The organism is Nonomuraea sp. CX421 (genome assembly GCF_059358955.1).
The window spans coordinates 18,068-31,666 of the sequence record NZ_JCADBK010000001.1 but is presented as its reverse complement, the minus strand read 5'-3'; the positions used below and the strand labels follow the sequence as shown (position 1 = coordinate 31,666).

The 13,599-nt window shown below is 70.5% G+C and carries 12 protein-coding genes; 4 read left to right on the top strand and 8 right to left on the bottom strand.

Features of this window, described 5'->3' with window-relative positions; all coding sequences use genetic code 11:
- Nucleotides 1-38: 38 nt before the first annotated feature.
- Nucleotides 39-692 (top strand): TetR/AcrR family transcriptional regulator, encoded by a 654-nt coding sequence (locus tag AC5L3X_RS00145; protein ID WP_494854944.1) that lies wholly within the window; start codon nt 39-41, stop codon nt 690-692.
- On the opposite strand, the gene AC5L3X_RS00140 is transcribed toward AC5L3X_RS00145, so the two are convergent.
- On the bottom strand, nt 689-1,336 hold the full coding sequence (locus tag AC5L3X_RS00140) for a TetR/AcrR family transcriptional regulator (protein ID WP_189121870.1): 648 nt from the start codon (nt 1,334-1,336) through the stop codon (nt 689-691). The two genes, AC5L3X_RS00145 and AC5L3X_RS00140, sit on opposite strands and share 4 nt — an antisense overlap.
- A gap of 61 nt (nt 1,337-1,397) precedes the next feature.
- Between AC5L3X_RS00140 and AC5L3X_RS00135 the strand changes: the two genes are divergently transcribed.
- A complete protein-coding gene (locus tag AC5L3X_RS00135) occupies nt 1,398-2,960 on the top strand; it encodes an FAD-dependent monooxygenase (protein WP_494854202.1) in 1,563 nt (520 codons plus the stop codon).
- Here the strand turns inward: AC5L3X_RS00135 and AC5L3X_RS00130 are convergent.
- Genes AC5L3X_RS00130 through AC5L3X_RS00120 form a run of 3 tightly spaced genes read right to left on the bottom strand, consistent with a single transcriptional unit; the run spans nt 2,957 to nt 7,156 of the window.
- On the bottom strand, nt 2,957-4,399 hold the full coding sequence (locus AC5L3X_RS00130) for an MFS transporter (protein ID WP_494854201.1): 1,443 nt from the start codon (nt 4,397-4,399) through the stop codon (nt 2,957-2,959). The two genes, AC5L3X_RS00135 and AC5L3X_RS00130, sit on opposite strands and share 4 nt — an antisense overlap.
- A gap of 43 nt (nt 4,400-4,442) precedes the next feature.
- A complete protein-coding gene (locus AC5L3X_RS00125; protein WP_494854199.1) occupies nt 4,443-5,105 on the bottom strand; it encodes a Crp/Fnr family transcriptional regulator in 663 nt (220 codons plus the stop codon).
- Between the two features lie 32 nt (nt 5,106-5,137).
- A complete protein-coding gene (locus tag AC5L3X_RS00120; RefSeq protein WP_494854198.1) occupies nt 5,138-7,156 on the bottom strand; it encodes an adenylate/guanylate cyclase domain-containing protein in 2,019 nt (672 codons plus the stop codon).
- A 241-nt stretch (nt 7,157-7,397) separates the two neighbouring features.
- Between AC5L3X_RS00120 and AC5L3X_RS00115 the strand changes: the two genes are divergently transcribed.
- On the top strand, nt 7,398-8,207 hold the full coding sequence (locus AC5L3X_RS00115) for a hypothetical protein (protein WP_494854196.1): 810 nt from the start codon (nt 7,398-7,400) through the stop codon (nt 8,205-8,207).
- 56 nt (nt 8,208-8,263) lie between these two features.
- On the opposite strand, the gene purL is transcribed toward AC5L3X_RS00115, so the two are convergent.
- The 4 genes from purL to purS form a co-directional block, all read right to left on the bottom strand.
- Nucleotides 8,264-10,468, bottom strand: a complete 2,205-nt coding sequence (gene purL / locus AC5L3X_RS00110) for a phosphoribosylformylglycinamidine synthase subunit PurL (RefSeq protein ID WP_494854942.1) — start codon at nt 10,466-10,468, stop codon at nt 8,264-8,266.
- A 62-nt stretch (nt 10,469-10,530) separates the two neighbouring features.
- A complete protein-coding gene (purQ, locus tag AC5L3X_RS00105) occupies nt 10,531-11,214 on the bottom strand; it encodes a phosphoribosylformylglycinamidine synthase subunit PurQ (protein WP_494854195.1) in 684 nt (227 codons plus the stop codon).
- A 167-nt stretch (nt 11,215-11,381) separates the two neighbouring features.
- Nucleotides 11,382-11,819 carry an ATP-binding protein gene (locus tag AC5L3X_RS00100; RefSeq protein ID WP_225261871.1) on the bottom strand — a complete coding sequence of 146 codons (438 nt, stop codon included), beginning with the start codon at nt 11,817-11,819 and terminating at the stop codon, nt 11,382-11,384.
- Nucleotides 11,820-11,989: 170 nt separating this feature from the next.
- Nucleotides 11,990-12,235 carry a phosphoribosylformylglycinamidine synthase subunit PurS gene (gene purS / locus AC5L3X_RS00095; protein WP_189121864.1) on the bottom strand — a complete coding sequence of 82 codons (246 nt, stop codon included), beginning with the start codon at nt 12,233-12,235 and terminating at the stop codon, nt 11,990-11,992.
- 224 nt (nt 12,236-12,459) lie between these two features.
- Between purS and pdhA the strand changes: the two genes are divergently transcribed.
- Entirely contained in the window at nt 12,460-13,551 is a 1,092-nt protein-coding gene (gene pdhA, locus AC5L3X_RS00090) for a pyruvate dehydrogenase (acetyl-transferring) E1 component subunit alpha (RefSeq protein ID WP_189121863.1), read from the top strand.
- The last annotated feature ends 48 nt before the right edge of the window (nt 13,552-13,599 follow it).

The following is a 13,599-nucleotide window of genomic DNA, read 5'->3' as shown; positions in this document are numbered from 1 at the left end:
TATAGTGGAACGTGTACGCCGTATAGTTGTCAACCGTGATGGGAAAACTGACGGCCCAGGCGATCGTCGAGCGGGCTCTGCGGGTCGGCGACACCGAAGGGCTCGACGCGGTGACCATCAGGCGGCTGGCCGCCGATCTGGGGGTGACGCCGATGGCCCTCTACTGGCATTTCAAGAACAAGGAGCAGCTGCTCGTCGGCATGGCCGACCACCTGATCGCCGGTTTCGTGCCGGAGCCCGCCGACGACCGGCCGTGGCAGCGCCGGCTCCGCGACCTGGCCGAGGGGCTGATCAGGACCCTCCGCGCCCACCCGTGCGCCAAGGGCGTGCTGGAGCAGGTCGGCCAGACCGAGGTGCCCAACTTCCTGGCGGTCTGGGACCACGCGCTCGGGCTGGCCCGTACGGCGGGGTTCAACAGGGAGGAGAGCTGCCTGATCTCCAAGTACCTGCTGCAGGGCGCCATCTCCATCGCCGACGCGCCCGTGCACTTCGACCGGTCGCGCACCCCGGAGGAGGTCGCCGAGATCCACCGGGTCAAGCGGCTGGCCCTGGAGTCCCTGCCCGCCGACAGATATCCGCACCTCGTGGAGATGGCCGGGCCCATGTCCGGCGGCGGTGACACCGGTCTCTACGACACCTTCGGCGTCGACCTGCTGCTCAGCGGCATCGAGGCGCTCGCCGCCCGCCGCTAGCGACTCCCGTCGGCCCGGTAGGCGCGCAGCCAGAAGTCCACGCCGTCGTCCACGATCCGGCCGATCTCGGCCTCGGTCAGGATGCGCAGGCCGTACCTGGACTGGTTGATCGCCTCGTTGAGGATCAGCGTGATGAGCTGGCGGGCCGCCAGGGCGGAGTCGGGCACGTCGAGGGCGCCGCAGGCGGTCTGACGCCGGATCTCCGCCGCGACGAAGCTCTCGAAGGCGGGCCTGGGCTGGGTCCATTCGCGCATCAGCTCGGGATGGCGGAGCTGCTCGATGGTGACCAGGCGGCGGAAGGCGGCCACGTCGCCACTCAGGTTCAGCTCCGTCATCAGTCTGAAGGCGGCGCGGAGGTCCTGCTCGACGTCGCCCGTCTCGGTGAACCGCGCCGCGAACAGCGTCTCGGAGTCGGTCATCACGCTCTGCTGGACCGCCCTGACGACGGCGGCGAAGAGCTGCTCCTTGCCCTCGAAGTGGTTGTAGATCGTCTGCTTCGACGCCTCCGCCTCGGCGGCGATCATCTCGATGCTCGTGTCGGTGTAGCCGTGGCGGAGGAAGACCCGCCGGGCGGCGTCGACGATCAGCTGCCGCTTCGCCGGGCGGCCGCGCCGGCGGGCGGCCGGTTGACTTTCTGGACTCACGAGTCCAACAATACAGAAGACTTAGTTGGAACGATGAGTCCAAAAAATCGGAGGAGTCTCCATGGACGTCGTGATCGTCGGCGGTGGCCCCAGCGGGCTGCTGATGGGATGCGAGCTGGCCCTGGCGGGAGTGCGGGCCGTGGTGCTGGAGCGGCTGCCGGAGCGCTCCTCGACGCCCAAGGCCAATGGCCTGGTCGGCCGCGTGGTGCAGGCGCTGGACTACCGGGGCCTGTACGAGCGGTTCGGCGGCGTCGCCAGCCCACCGGTGCCCGTGCCGTCATTCCAGTTCGGGGCGCTGCCGCTGGACCTGGCCGGCTGGGCGGAGAACGCCCTCTACACGCTGCCCGTCACCCAGTGGCGGATGGAGGAGTCGCTGGAGGAGCGCGCCCGCGAGCTGGGCGTGGAGATCCGGCGCGGACACGAGGTGACGGCGATCGAGCAGGACGACGACGCCGTGACGATCGAGGCGCTCGGGCCGGACGGCGGCTACCGGCTGAGCGCCGCCTTCCTGGTCGGCGCCGACGGCGGGCACAGCACGGTGCGCAAGCAGAGCGGCATCGGCTTTCCGGGATTCACCGACGACGGCTTCGTGGCGCGCTCGGGGCAGGTCGTCATCCATCCGCCCGTGGCGGTTCCGGGCACCGGCGATCTGGAGGTGCCGGGAAAGGTCGGGCGGCTCCGGTCGGCGAGCTTCACGCGGACCGAGACCGGGGTCTTCGCCTTCGGGATGTTCCAGCCGGGGATCTACCGGGTCGGCGTCCAGGAGTGGGGCCGGCCCCGGGATAGCGCTCGAACGGACAGCTCGATCGAGGACCTGCGCGCCGCCGTCCGCAGGGTGCTCGGCGCGGACGTGCCGATGAGCGAGCCGCCGGCCGATCGGGCGCCGTCGCTGGCGACCGTCACGCGGGGCGTCAACTCCCGGCTGGCCGATCGTTACCGGCAGGGGCGGGTGTTCCTGGTCGGTGACGCCGCGCACGTCCAGTCGGGCGTAGGAGGGCCGGGGCTGAACCTGGGTTTGCAGGACGTGCTCAACCTGGGCTGGAAGCTCGCGGCGGCGGTCAAGGGCTGGGCGCCCGACGGGTTGCTCGACAGCTACCAGAACGAGCGGCGTCCGGCGGGGGAGCGGGTGATCATGCACAGCAGGGCGCAGACCGCCCTGCTGTCGCCGGGGCCGAACATCACCGCGCTGCGCGAGGTGCTCGGTGAGCTGATGGACGACAGGGCCAACGCGCGGCGGCTGTCCGATCTGCTGTCGGGGGCGGATCTCCGCTACGACATGGGGGTGGCAGGTCCCGGGCACCCGCTCGTCGGCGGATGGATGCCGGATCTGGTGCTGGGCACCGAGGCAGGGCGGGTCAGGGTGGCCGAGCTCCTGCGGACGGGCAGGCCGGTCCTGCTGGATCTGGCGGGCCGGACCGACCTGGTGGCGGCGGCGGAGGACTGGGCCGGCCGAGTGGACGTGATCGCCGCGACCGGCGCGGCCGGTCCCGCGCAGGCGGTGCTGATCAGGCCCGACGGGTACGTCGCCTGGGCGGCACAGGCCGGCGGCGGCGCGGACGAGCTGCGCGAGGCGCTGCGCACCTGGTTCGGCGCCCCTGTCCCGGCAGGGGTCGTGGGGCGCTAACCGCGGCGGGCGCGGGCCAGGGCGGCCATGAGCGCGCCGGTGAGGGCGACGCCGAACAACACCCCGTACGTCCGCCGGAAGCCGTCCATCAGCAGGTCCACGGCCACCGGGGACAGCTCCGACAGGGTGGCCGCGTAGACCTGCGCCCCCAGTTCGGGCCCCACCGATCCGGCCAGCACGCTGAGTGAGAGCCCGACGCTGAGCACGATGCCCACGTTCATGATCATCAGCCGGAACCCGTTCACCACGCCCAGGCTCCCGGCCGGCAGCGCCGCCATGACCTGCGTGGTGTTGCCGGTGAGGAACGTGCCGCTGCCGCAGCCCGCCACGAAGAGCCCGATGCCGATGATCCAGTACGGCGTCGCGGGATCGGTCGTCAGCATCAGCGTGCCGAGCCCCGCGGCGCTCATCAGCGAGCCCCCGATCGCCAGCGCGTACGGCGAGACCCGGCGGCCGACCGAGCCCGCGACGGGCGAGGCCAGGGCCATGCCGACCGGCACCGGCAACACGCTCAGCCCGGCCGCGAAGGCGTCCACGCCACGCGCCGCCTGGAAGTACAGGGCCACCACCAGGATCAGTGAGGCCCGGGCGATGGCGTTGCAGAACGACGCCAGGTTCGCGCAGGCCAGCATCCGCCCGCCGAACAGCCGCGGGTCGAGCACCGGATGCGAGGCCCGGCGTTCGACCAGCAAGATGAGCGGCGCCAGCACCACGAACACCGCGACGCCGACCGGCACGATCGGGCTGGACAGGCCGCGCGAGCCCGCCTCCGACAGCGCCAGCAGCACCGCCGACAGCGCGGCGAAGACCAGCGCGTTGCCCAGCGCGTCGACCGGTTGCTTCGGGCCCCTGGGCATCCTGCGCAGGGTGATCGCGCCCCAGGTGAGCGCGATCAGCCCGGCGGGCACGTTCACCCAGAAGATCCACTGCCAGCCCGCGGTCTCCGCGATCAGGCCGCCGAGCGTGGGGCCGGTGAGCTGCGCGACCGACATGGTGCCGATGTAGACCCCCATGCCCTGGCTGAGCCGCTCGGGCGGGAACGCGTCGGTGATGATCACTGTGCCGTTGGCCAGGATCATCGCCGCCCCTACCGCCTGGAGCATCCGCATCGCGACCAGGAACCACACGTTCGGCGACAGCCCGGCGAGCAGCGAGGCCACGGTGAACAGCGCGAAGCCCAGCAGGTAGACCTCCCGCCGGCCCAGCAGATCGGCGATCCGGCCGAAGAACACCAGGCTCGCGGTGTTGACCAGCAGGAACGACAGCAGGATCCAGTTCGACTGGAACGGGTCGGCCGAGAAGTGCCGCACGACCGTGGGCAGGGCGACGTTCAGCGTGCTGCCCGCGACCCCGATGAGGATGAGCCCGAGGCTGGTGACCGAGCAGACCTTCCAGGCGTAGCGCATCCGGGCGGCGTGATCGGGGGGGACCTCGAGCATGCCCTCCACTATGACGTACAACGTACGCCCGTTTTGGTCGGGGTCAGCGGGCCCGCTTGCGCAGCCCTTCGAGATCGTGGATCACCACGCGCCGCCTGCCGGTCTCGATCAGCCCGCGGTCGCGGAGCGTGCGCAGCGCCTTGCTCACCGCCTCGCGCGAGGCGCCGGTCCATCCGGCCAGCTCGTCCTGGGAGAGCGGCAGCGCCACGCGCACGCCGCTGGCGGTCTGCTCGCCGTAGCGCTCGGCCAGCTCCAGCAGCCGCGTCGCCACCCTGCCGGTCGTGTCGAACGCGCCGTACTCGATCCGCTTGCGGTCCGCGTCGCGCAGCCGTCCCGTCACGAGCCGGATGAGGAGTACGGCGATGTGCCCGTGAGTCTGCAGGAAGGCCGGGAAGTCGCGCACCACGAAGCCCGCGATCGGCTCCAGCGCGGTGACCGTGGCCGAACGCGGTGAGCCGTCGATGGCCGACATTTCGCCCAGCAGCCCGCCGGGCCCGCGTACCGCGAGCACCACCTCGGTGCCGCTGCTGGTGTGGGAGGACACCTTGACCCGGCCCTCGGTCAGCACGAGCACCCAGTCGGAGGTGTCGCCCTCGGTCATCACGGTCGCCCCACGCTCCCAGCGCCGAGGCCGCCCGACGGCGCGGAACGCCTCGATCTCCTCGGGGGTCAGCAGGGAGAGGAACTCGCCGGGCTCTGGATTCATGCGCTGATTATGGCCGCGGAATCCCTGACCTTCTATGACAACGCCGCCAGAACATACGCGGCCACCCGTTCTTCCTTGCCCTTGAGGCTCAGCTTGCCCAGCGGGCTCACCTTGGCGCCGCGGCCCAGCTGCTTGAGCGTGGTCTCGCCGATCACCACCGTGCCCGGCTCGGCCAGCCCCTGCAACCTGGCGGCCACGTTCACGCAGTCGCCCATGGCGTTGAAACCGCGCAGCTCGGGGCTGCCGATGTTGCCCACGAGAGCCGGCCCGGTGTTGACCCCCACCCGGAACGTCGGCCACTCGACGTCGTCCACGCGGCTCCAGGCGACCTCCTCCGCCACCTCGGCGGCCGCCTGCTGCATGGCCAGCGCCGCCCGGCAGGCCGCCCTGGCGTGGTCGTCCTGCGCGGCCGGCGCGTTGAACAGGGCCAGCAGCGCGTCACCGACGAACTGCACGATCGTGCCGCCGTTGTCGAGGATGCACGGCACGGCGGCCGTGTGGTAGCGGTTGAGCATCTCCACGATCTCGCCCGGCGTGACCTGCTCGGAGAACGTGGTGAACCCCTTCAGGTCGGCGAAGAGCGCGGTCAGCTCCTTCAGCTGGCCGCCCAGCGCCGCCTGGGCCGGGTCGGCCAGCAGGGCGTTGGCCACGTCGGGCGACATGTACTGCCGGAAGAGCGTGTCGAGCTCCTGGTAGAGGCGGGCGTTCTCGAGCGAGAGCGACAGCTGCCCGGCCAGGGTCGCGGCCAGCGCCTCGTCCTGAGCGGTGCGCCCGACCGGCACCTCCAGCGCGCCCGCCAGCCGCCCCTTGACGGTCAGCGGGAACGCCAGCAGGTTGTCGCGCCTGATCGGCTGGTCGCCGGTGAAGTCGTACTCGCGGGAGCCGATGTGGGTCCTGCCCTCGGCGATCAGGCCGATCCGCACGTCTCCGTACGCCTGCCGCACGTGCTCCAGGACGTCCGCGAGCAGCTGGGTCTCGGGCAGGCCGACGCGGGTCCGGGCGCTCACCGCGACGAGGGCCGACAGCCGCTCCGACAGCTCGCGCTCGTTGGCCAGCGCCTCACCGGCCCGGTCGAGGACCGCGACCTGGCCCTCGTTCAGCCGGAACTTCCCCGACAGCCGGGTGGCGGCCAGCGGCTCGCCCCGGCGGACGTGCTCGACCAGCTCCTCCAGCGCCTTGTCGTACTGCTGCTGGATGCGCGCCAGCGTGGCCGCCAGCGTCACCGAGTCGAACAGTCCCGCGCTGGAGCCCTCGCGCCTGAACTGCAGGTAGGCGCTGTAGGCCACGAACACGAAGGCGAACGTCAGCAGGATGTGCCACTCCCACCAGGACAGATGCCAGTTGAGCTGCGACATCCCGGCGACCATCGACTCGGCGAGCAGGGCGTAGGCGGTGATCAGGCTGATCAGCATGGCCGACGGCCGGCGCCGGTGCAGCCTGAACATCATCACGCTGGCGGCGGCGTACAGGACGAGGCCGGGGATCGCGCCCCAGGACAGCCAGAGGACCGGCGCGGTCAGCGGCGGCCGGCTGAGCGGGGTCAGCCCGTCGATCAGCGAGGCCAGCCCCCAAAGGATCATGAAGCCGAACAGCACGCCGCGCACGAGATGCTGGTGGGCGAGCACGGTCCGCGCCTGGCGCTCACCCAGCGGCAGGGCCGAGGCGAACGCGAACCCGGCCGCGATGGTGAGCCCGACCTGCTGGCCGAGGTCGAACCCCAGCGAGCCGGTGGGCAGGATGACCTGCGGCGTGGCCAGGCCGTGCAGGAAGAAGAAGCCCGCGCTGGCCAGGAACACCATCGACACCAGGAACAACCGGGCGTCCTGCCGCCTGCGGGACGCCTCGCTGATCAGCGTGCCGAGCACCACGTTGACGCCGGCCACCGTGATGATCATCCAGAAGTGGCTGGGGTTGTGCTGCCAGCGGATGTTCAGCTGCGGCTGGGCCAGCAGCAGCCAGAGCCCCGCTAACGGCAGGATCAGGTGGATGGCCCAGACAACCCCTCGCACCGGCTGCGTCGCGGGTGGGAGGTAGGGACTGTCGGTCGCCAAGGTCGTCCTCCATCGGATGGTGCCCCCCCGGACAGTCCCGATTATCCATGCCGTACGGGCCTGCCAGTGCGTCCTTTTACGGGTAGTCGATCATTTTGACCAGTCAAGAAGCGTCAGGAGCGAAAGTAACGCTTTGCAATGTAATAAACACGTTATGTAGTTTCTGTACTCCCCTGGAACGTTTGAAACGTGAACCTCATGCTCAACCTGAGCAACACCTGTGTCCGGAAGGAAACTGATCATGAAGGTTCGCGGGGGGCGCACGCTCACTCTCGCCGCCGTTGGCGCACTGGCGGCATCACTTCTCACCGTCGGTGGCGCCGCCACGGCCTCGGCGACGAGCCAGGCGTCCGCGGCGGGCGAGGTGCACGCCTGCGTGCACAAGAAGAGCCGGTACGCGCGCATCGTCAACCCGACCACCAAGTGCCGGACGACCGAGATCCGGGTACTGATCGGCGGGGGATCGTCCACCACCACGGTCGTCGAGGGCAGCAAGGGCGACACCGGCCCGCAGGGCCCCAAGGGCGACACGGGCGCTCAGGGCCCGCAGGGCCGCCAGGGCATCCCGGGCAAGCAGGGCGCCCAGGGCCCCAAGGGTGAGACCGGCCCCGCCGGTCCCCAGGGCCCCAAGGGCGAGACCGGCCCTGCGGGTCCGCAGGGCCCGAAGGGCGCCGACGGCAAGGACGGCAAGCCCGGCCTCCCCGGTAAGGACGGCAAGCCCGGCCTGCCCGGCAAGGACGGTAAGGACGGCCGGAACGGCCAGGACGGCAAGCAGGGCCCGCAGGGCCCCAAGGGCGAGCCGGGCAAGGACGGCAAGGACGGCAAGGGCACGACCTACACGAGCTACACGAAGACCGCTCAGTTCTCCAAGAACGGTGGCACCGCCTCCTGCGACGCGGGTGACATCGCGACCGGCGGCGGATTCTCCGTCTCCAACGGCGGTCAGGTCATCGCCAGCATGCCCTCCGGCTCGTCCGCCTGGACGGTCAACATGCAGGGACAGGGCCACACGAGTGGCACGGTGTACGTCGTCTGCCTGAAGGCCGCCTGACACACCGCCTGACACCGCGAGGGGCCGGTACGGAGTTTCGTACCGGCCCCTCGCGCTCAGCCGAACAGCGCGGGCAGCGCGGCGGAGTGCCGGTCGCGCAGCTCCGAGACGGGCACCTCCAGCACACCCTCCACGACCAGCGAGGTGCCGCCGGTGACGCCGAGCCCGTGACAGGGCACCTCGTGGTCGCCGCACAGCGCGGCGAACTCCTCGAACCGCTCCGGCGCGACCGCGACCAGCGCCCGCGCGGCCGACTCGCTGAACAGCTCGACGAACGGGTCCTCGCCCAGCGTCACGGTGGCGCCGACGCCCCGCGCCAGGCACGACTCGGCCAGCGCGATCGCCAGACCGCCGTCGGACAGGTCATGAGAGCCTTCGAGCAGCCCCCGCCGGGCCGCCTCGACGAGCACGGTGGCCAGAGCCTGCTCGGCCTCCAGGTCGGCCACGGGCGGCAGGCCACCAAGGTGACCGTGGGCGACGTGCGCCCACTCCGAGCCGCCGAGCTCCTCAAGCGTCTCGCCGAGCAGCGCGACGCGCAGCCCCTCGGCGACGAAGCCGGTGCGGACCCGCTTGGCCACGTCGTCGATCACGCCGAGCACGCCCACGACCGGGGTCGGGTGGATGGCGGTCGTGCCGGTCTGGTTGTAGAAGGAGACGTTGCCGCCGGTGACCGGCACGCCCAGGATCTTGCAGGCGTCGGCCAGGCCGCGCACCGCCTCGGCGAACTGCCACATCACCTCGGGGTCCTCGGGCGAGCCGAAGTTGAGGCAGTTGGTGACGGCCAGCGGCTTGGCGCCGGTCACGGCGACGTTGCGGTAGGCCTCGGCCAGCGCCAGCTGCGCACCCGCGTAGGGGTCGAGCCTGGCGTAGCGGCCGTTGCCGTCGGTGGCCAGCGCGATGCCCCTGGTCGTCGGCTCCGCCCCGTCGATGGCCTCGGAGATGCGCAGCATCCCGGCGTCCGCCGGCTGCGCCAGCACGGTGTTGGAACGGACGTAGCGGTCGTACTGGGAGGTCACCCAATCCTTGGACGCCAGGTTGGGCGAGCCGAGCAGTTGGAGCAGCGTGGCCCGCAGGTCGGTGGGCCGGTCGAGCCGGTCGGGGGAGTCGGTGTTGAGGGCGGCCTGCCCGGCGGGTTCGTGGAAGGGCCGCTCGTAGACCGGTCCCTCGTCGGCCGCGGTGCCCGGCGGGATGTCGACGATCGTCTCGCCGTCCCAGGTCATCACCAGCCGGCCGGTGTCGGTGACCTCGCCGATGACGGTGGCCGGGACGTCCCACTTCTCGCAGATCGCCATGAACGCGGGAACGTCGGCGGGCCGGACGACGGCCATCATCCGCTCCTGCGACTCGCTCATCAGGATCTCCTCGGGCCTGAGCGAGGGATCGCGGAGCGGGACCAGGTTGAGGTCGACGCGCATGCCGCCGGTGCCCTTGGCGGCCAGCTCGGTGGTGGCGCACGAGACGCCCGCCGCGCCGAGGTCCTGGATGCCGACGACCACGTCGGCGGCGTAGAGCTCCAGGCAGCACTCGATCAGCAGCTTCTCCATGAACGGGTCGCCGACCTGCACGGCGGGCCGCTTGGCGTGCGACTCGTCCTCGAAGGTCGCGCTCGCCAGGACGCTCGCGCCGCCGATGCCGTCGGGGCCGGTCGAGGCGCCGAACAGCACGACCTGGTTGCCGGGGCCGGGCGCGGTGGCCAGCTTGATCTGGTCCTTGCGCAGCAGGCCCACGCAGAGCGCGTTGACCAGCGGGTTGCCGATGTAGCAGGGGTCGAAGACGACCTCGCCGCCGATGTTGGGCAGGCCCAGGCAGTTGCCGTAGTGGCTGATGCCCTCGACCACGCCGGGCAGCACCCGCCGGGTGTCGACGGCGTCGGCGCCGCCGAACCTCAGGGAGTCCATGACCGCGATCGGGCGGGCGCCCATCGACATGATGTCGCGCACGATGCCGCCGACGCCGGTGGCCGCGCCCTGGTGCGGCTCCACGTAGGACGGGTGGTTGTGCGATTCGATCTTGAAGGTGGCGGCCCAGCCGTCGCCGATGTCGACGACTCCGGCGTTCTCGCCCATGCCGACGAGCAGCGCCTCAGACTTGGGCGCCTTGGTGGCGAACTGCTTGAGATGCACCTTCGACGACTTGTACGAGCAGTGCTCGGACCACATGACGCTGTAGATGGCCAGCTCGGAGCCGGTGGGACGGCGGCCCAGGATCTCCTTGACCCGGTCGTACTCGTCCTGCTTCATGCCCAGCTCGGCGAACGGCATCTGCTCGTCGGGCGTCTCGGCGGCCCGCTGGACGCTGTCGGCCGCGATGCTGTGTCGCTCGCTCACGTGTTCACCAGCTTCTTGAGGATGGAGGTGAAGAAGCCGAGGCCATCGGTGCTCGGGGCGCCGACCAGCTCCTCGACCGCGTGCTCCGGGTGCGGCATGAGGCCGACCACGTTGCCCGCCTCGTTGCTGATGCCGGCGATGTCGTTGAGCGAGCCGTTGGGGTTGCCGCCGAGGTAGCGCACGACGACCTGGCCGCCGGCCTCGAGTGCGGCGAGCGTGTCGGCGGAGGCCACGTAGCGGCCCTCGCCGTGCTTGATCGGCAGCACGATCTCCTGACCGGGCGCGAACGCGCCGGTCCACGGGGTGTCGGCCTGCTCGACGCGGAGCCGCTGGTCACGGCATACGTAGTGGAGCGAGGCGTTGCGGGTCAGCGCGCCCGGCAGCAGGTGCGCCTCGCACAGGATCTGGAACCCGTTGCAGGTGCCGAGCACGGGCAGCCCCGCGCGGGCGGCCGGGATGAGCTCGTCCATCAGCGGCGCGAACCGGGAGATGGCACCGCAGCGAAGGTAGTCGCCGTAGGAGAAGCCGCCCGGCAGGAACACCGCGTCGACCCCCTTCAGGTCGTGGTCGGCGTGCCACAGCGGAACCGCCTCCGCGCCGACGAGATGCACGGCTCTGGCGGCGTCCTGGTCGTCGAGAGTTCCTGGAAACGTGACTACGCCCACACGGGCAGCGCTCATGACAGTCGTCCCCTTCGAGGATTGCGCACGCACGCGCCGCCGTCGCTTCGGGGTGGACGGGGCGGTGCTCCCAGGTTATCGGGTACGGAGGGTTGTTCCTCGCCAGGTGGGCCAGGTCACCCGGGCCGGCGGGCCGCTTGGAGCGGAAGGCGGCCGGCGGGGGTCTTTCAGACGGCGGCGAGCTGACGGGGGCGGGCGGTGGCCTCGTCGTCCCAGGAGAGCAGCTTGCGCAGGTGGACCGTGGTGCCGTTGCCGGGCGTGACGCCGAAGGAGATCTCGTCCACGACGGATCGCATGATCAGCAGGCCGCGGCCGTTCTCGGTGTCGGGAGGCGGGAAGTGCGGCGGCATTGACGGCAGGCCGCGCCCGCTGTCGGCCACGCGCACGTCGCAGCGGCCGTAGCCGATCGACGCCGTCACCTCGTAGCGATTGGCGGGACCTCCGTGCCGCACCGCGTTGGAGCACGCCTCGGAGACCGCGAGCAGCATGTCGGCGATGCAGGTCTCGCTCACGTTGAGCGAACGCAGCGCATCGCCCAGCACTCGCCTGACCATCGGGATGCCTATCGCATCCCGCGGCAGTGCCAACGAGAACTCAATGTCCACCGGACTCCTCCGGGCTCCGGAATGTCACCTGGAGTAGGTTTCCCCGTGAAATCGGGGCTAACCGCAAAATCACGTTGTTGTTATTTAGTGTTGGCACGCCCGTGGCATTGTGGCACGCCAAAATCTGGCTTTAAGCCATCAGGGGGAAATCCGGTGTCAAATGTGCTGTTCTACCCCTCAACCCGGACGCTGTAGTCCTCGATCACCGTGTTGGCCAGGAGAGTCTCGGCCATCTTTCGGACGTCCGCAATGGCCGCCTCGTCGGCGGGGCCGTCGAGCTCGATCTCGAACCGCTTGCCCTGGCGCACCTCCGCGACGCCGGAGAAGCCCAGCCGGGGCAGCGCTCGGGCGATCGCCTGACCCTGCGGATCGAGAATCTCGGGCTTCAGCATGACGTCTACGATGACGCGCGCCACTGCGTTCCTCCTGGCTATGGCAGTGATGGGAAAGCCCAGCCTACCGGCGCGTGTGGCCACCGGCACAACGGGAACGGGGAGGGCATGGGGCTTGCGCGAAGGGCTGTGACGTCTGCCACCATGTCCCCAAAGCGTACGAACCACCACCAGTTGGTCAGACGCTCAGCAGGCCGGCCCAGGTGGCGACCCCACCGAGACAGGCCCCGAACGCACAGGAGTGGCACGTGACAGCCGACGCCTCTCGTGGTGCTCAAGCACCCCCAGAGCTCGTCCAACTGCTCACCCCGGAGGGAGAGCGGGTCGAGCATCCCGACTACGACATCGACCTGACGCCGGAAGAGGTCAGGTCCCTCTACCGCGACCTGGCACTCGTCAGGCGCGTCGACCTCGAGGCCGTGGCCCTGCAGCGGCAGGGCGAGCTCGGCATCTGGGCCTCGCTGCTCGGTCAGGAGGCCGCCCAGATCGGCTCCGGCCGCGCGCTGACCGACGCCGACATGGCCTTCCCCACCTACCGCGAGCACGGCGTGGCCTGGTGCCGCGACGTCGACCCGCTCAAGCTCCTCGGCCTGTTCCGCGGCGTCAACCACGGCGGCTGGGACCCCAAGGAGCACAACTTCCACCTCTACACGATCGTCATCGGCAGCCAGACCCTGCACGCGGTCGGCTACGCCATGGGCATCCAGCGTGACGACGCGACCGCGGCCACCATCGCCTACTTCGGCGACGGCGCCACCTCCCAGGGCGACGTCAACGAGGCGTTCATCTGGGCCAGCGTGTTCAACGCGCCGATCGTGTTCTTCTGCCAGAACAACCAGTGGGCCATCTCCGAGCCCCTGGAGCGGCAGACCCGCATCCCCCTCTACCGCAGGGCCTCCGGCTTCGGCTTCCCCGGCGTCCGGGTCGACGGCAACGACGTGTTCGCCTGCCTCGCCGTCACCCGGCAGGCGCTCAAGAACGCCCGCGAGGGCCAGGGCCCCACGCTCGTCGAGGCCTACACCTACCGGATGGGCGCCCACACCACCACCGACGACCCGACGCGCTACCGGGTGGCCAGCGAGCTGGAGGCCTGGAAGCTCAAGGACCCGATCGAGCGGGTCAAGGCCTACCTGTTCAAGAACGAGCACGCCGACCAGGCGTTCTTCGACTCCATCGACGCCGAGGCCGACCAGCTCGGCGCCGACCTGCGCAGGCGCTGCCTCGCCATGCCCGATCCCCGGCCGCTCGACATCTTCGACCACGTCTACTCCGAGCCGCACCCGCTGATCGACGAGGAACGTGCCCAGTTCGCCGCCTACCTGGAGGGCTTCGAGTCATGAGCGACCGGAGTGAGTTCAGTGAGCACAGCACTTTGGTCGTGACGTCGG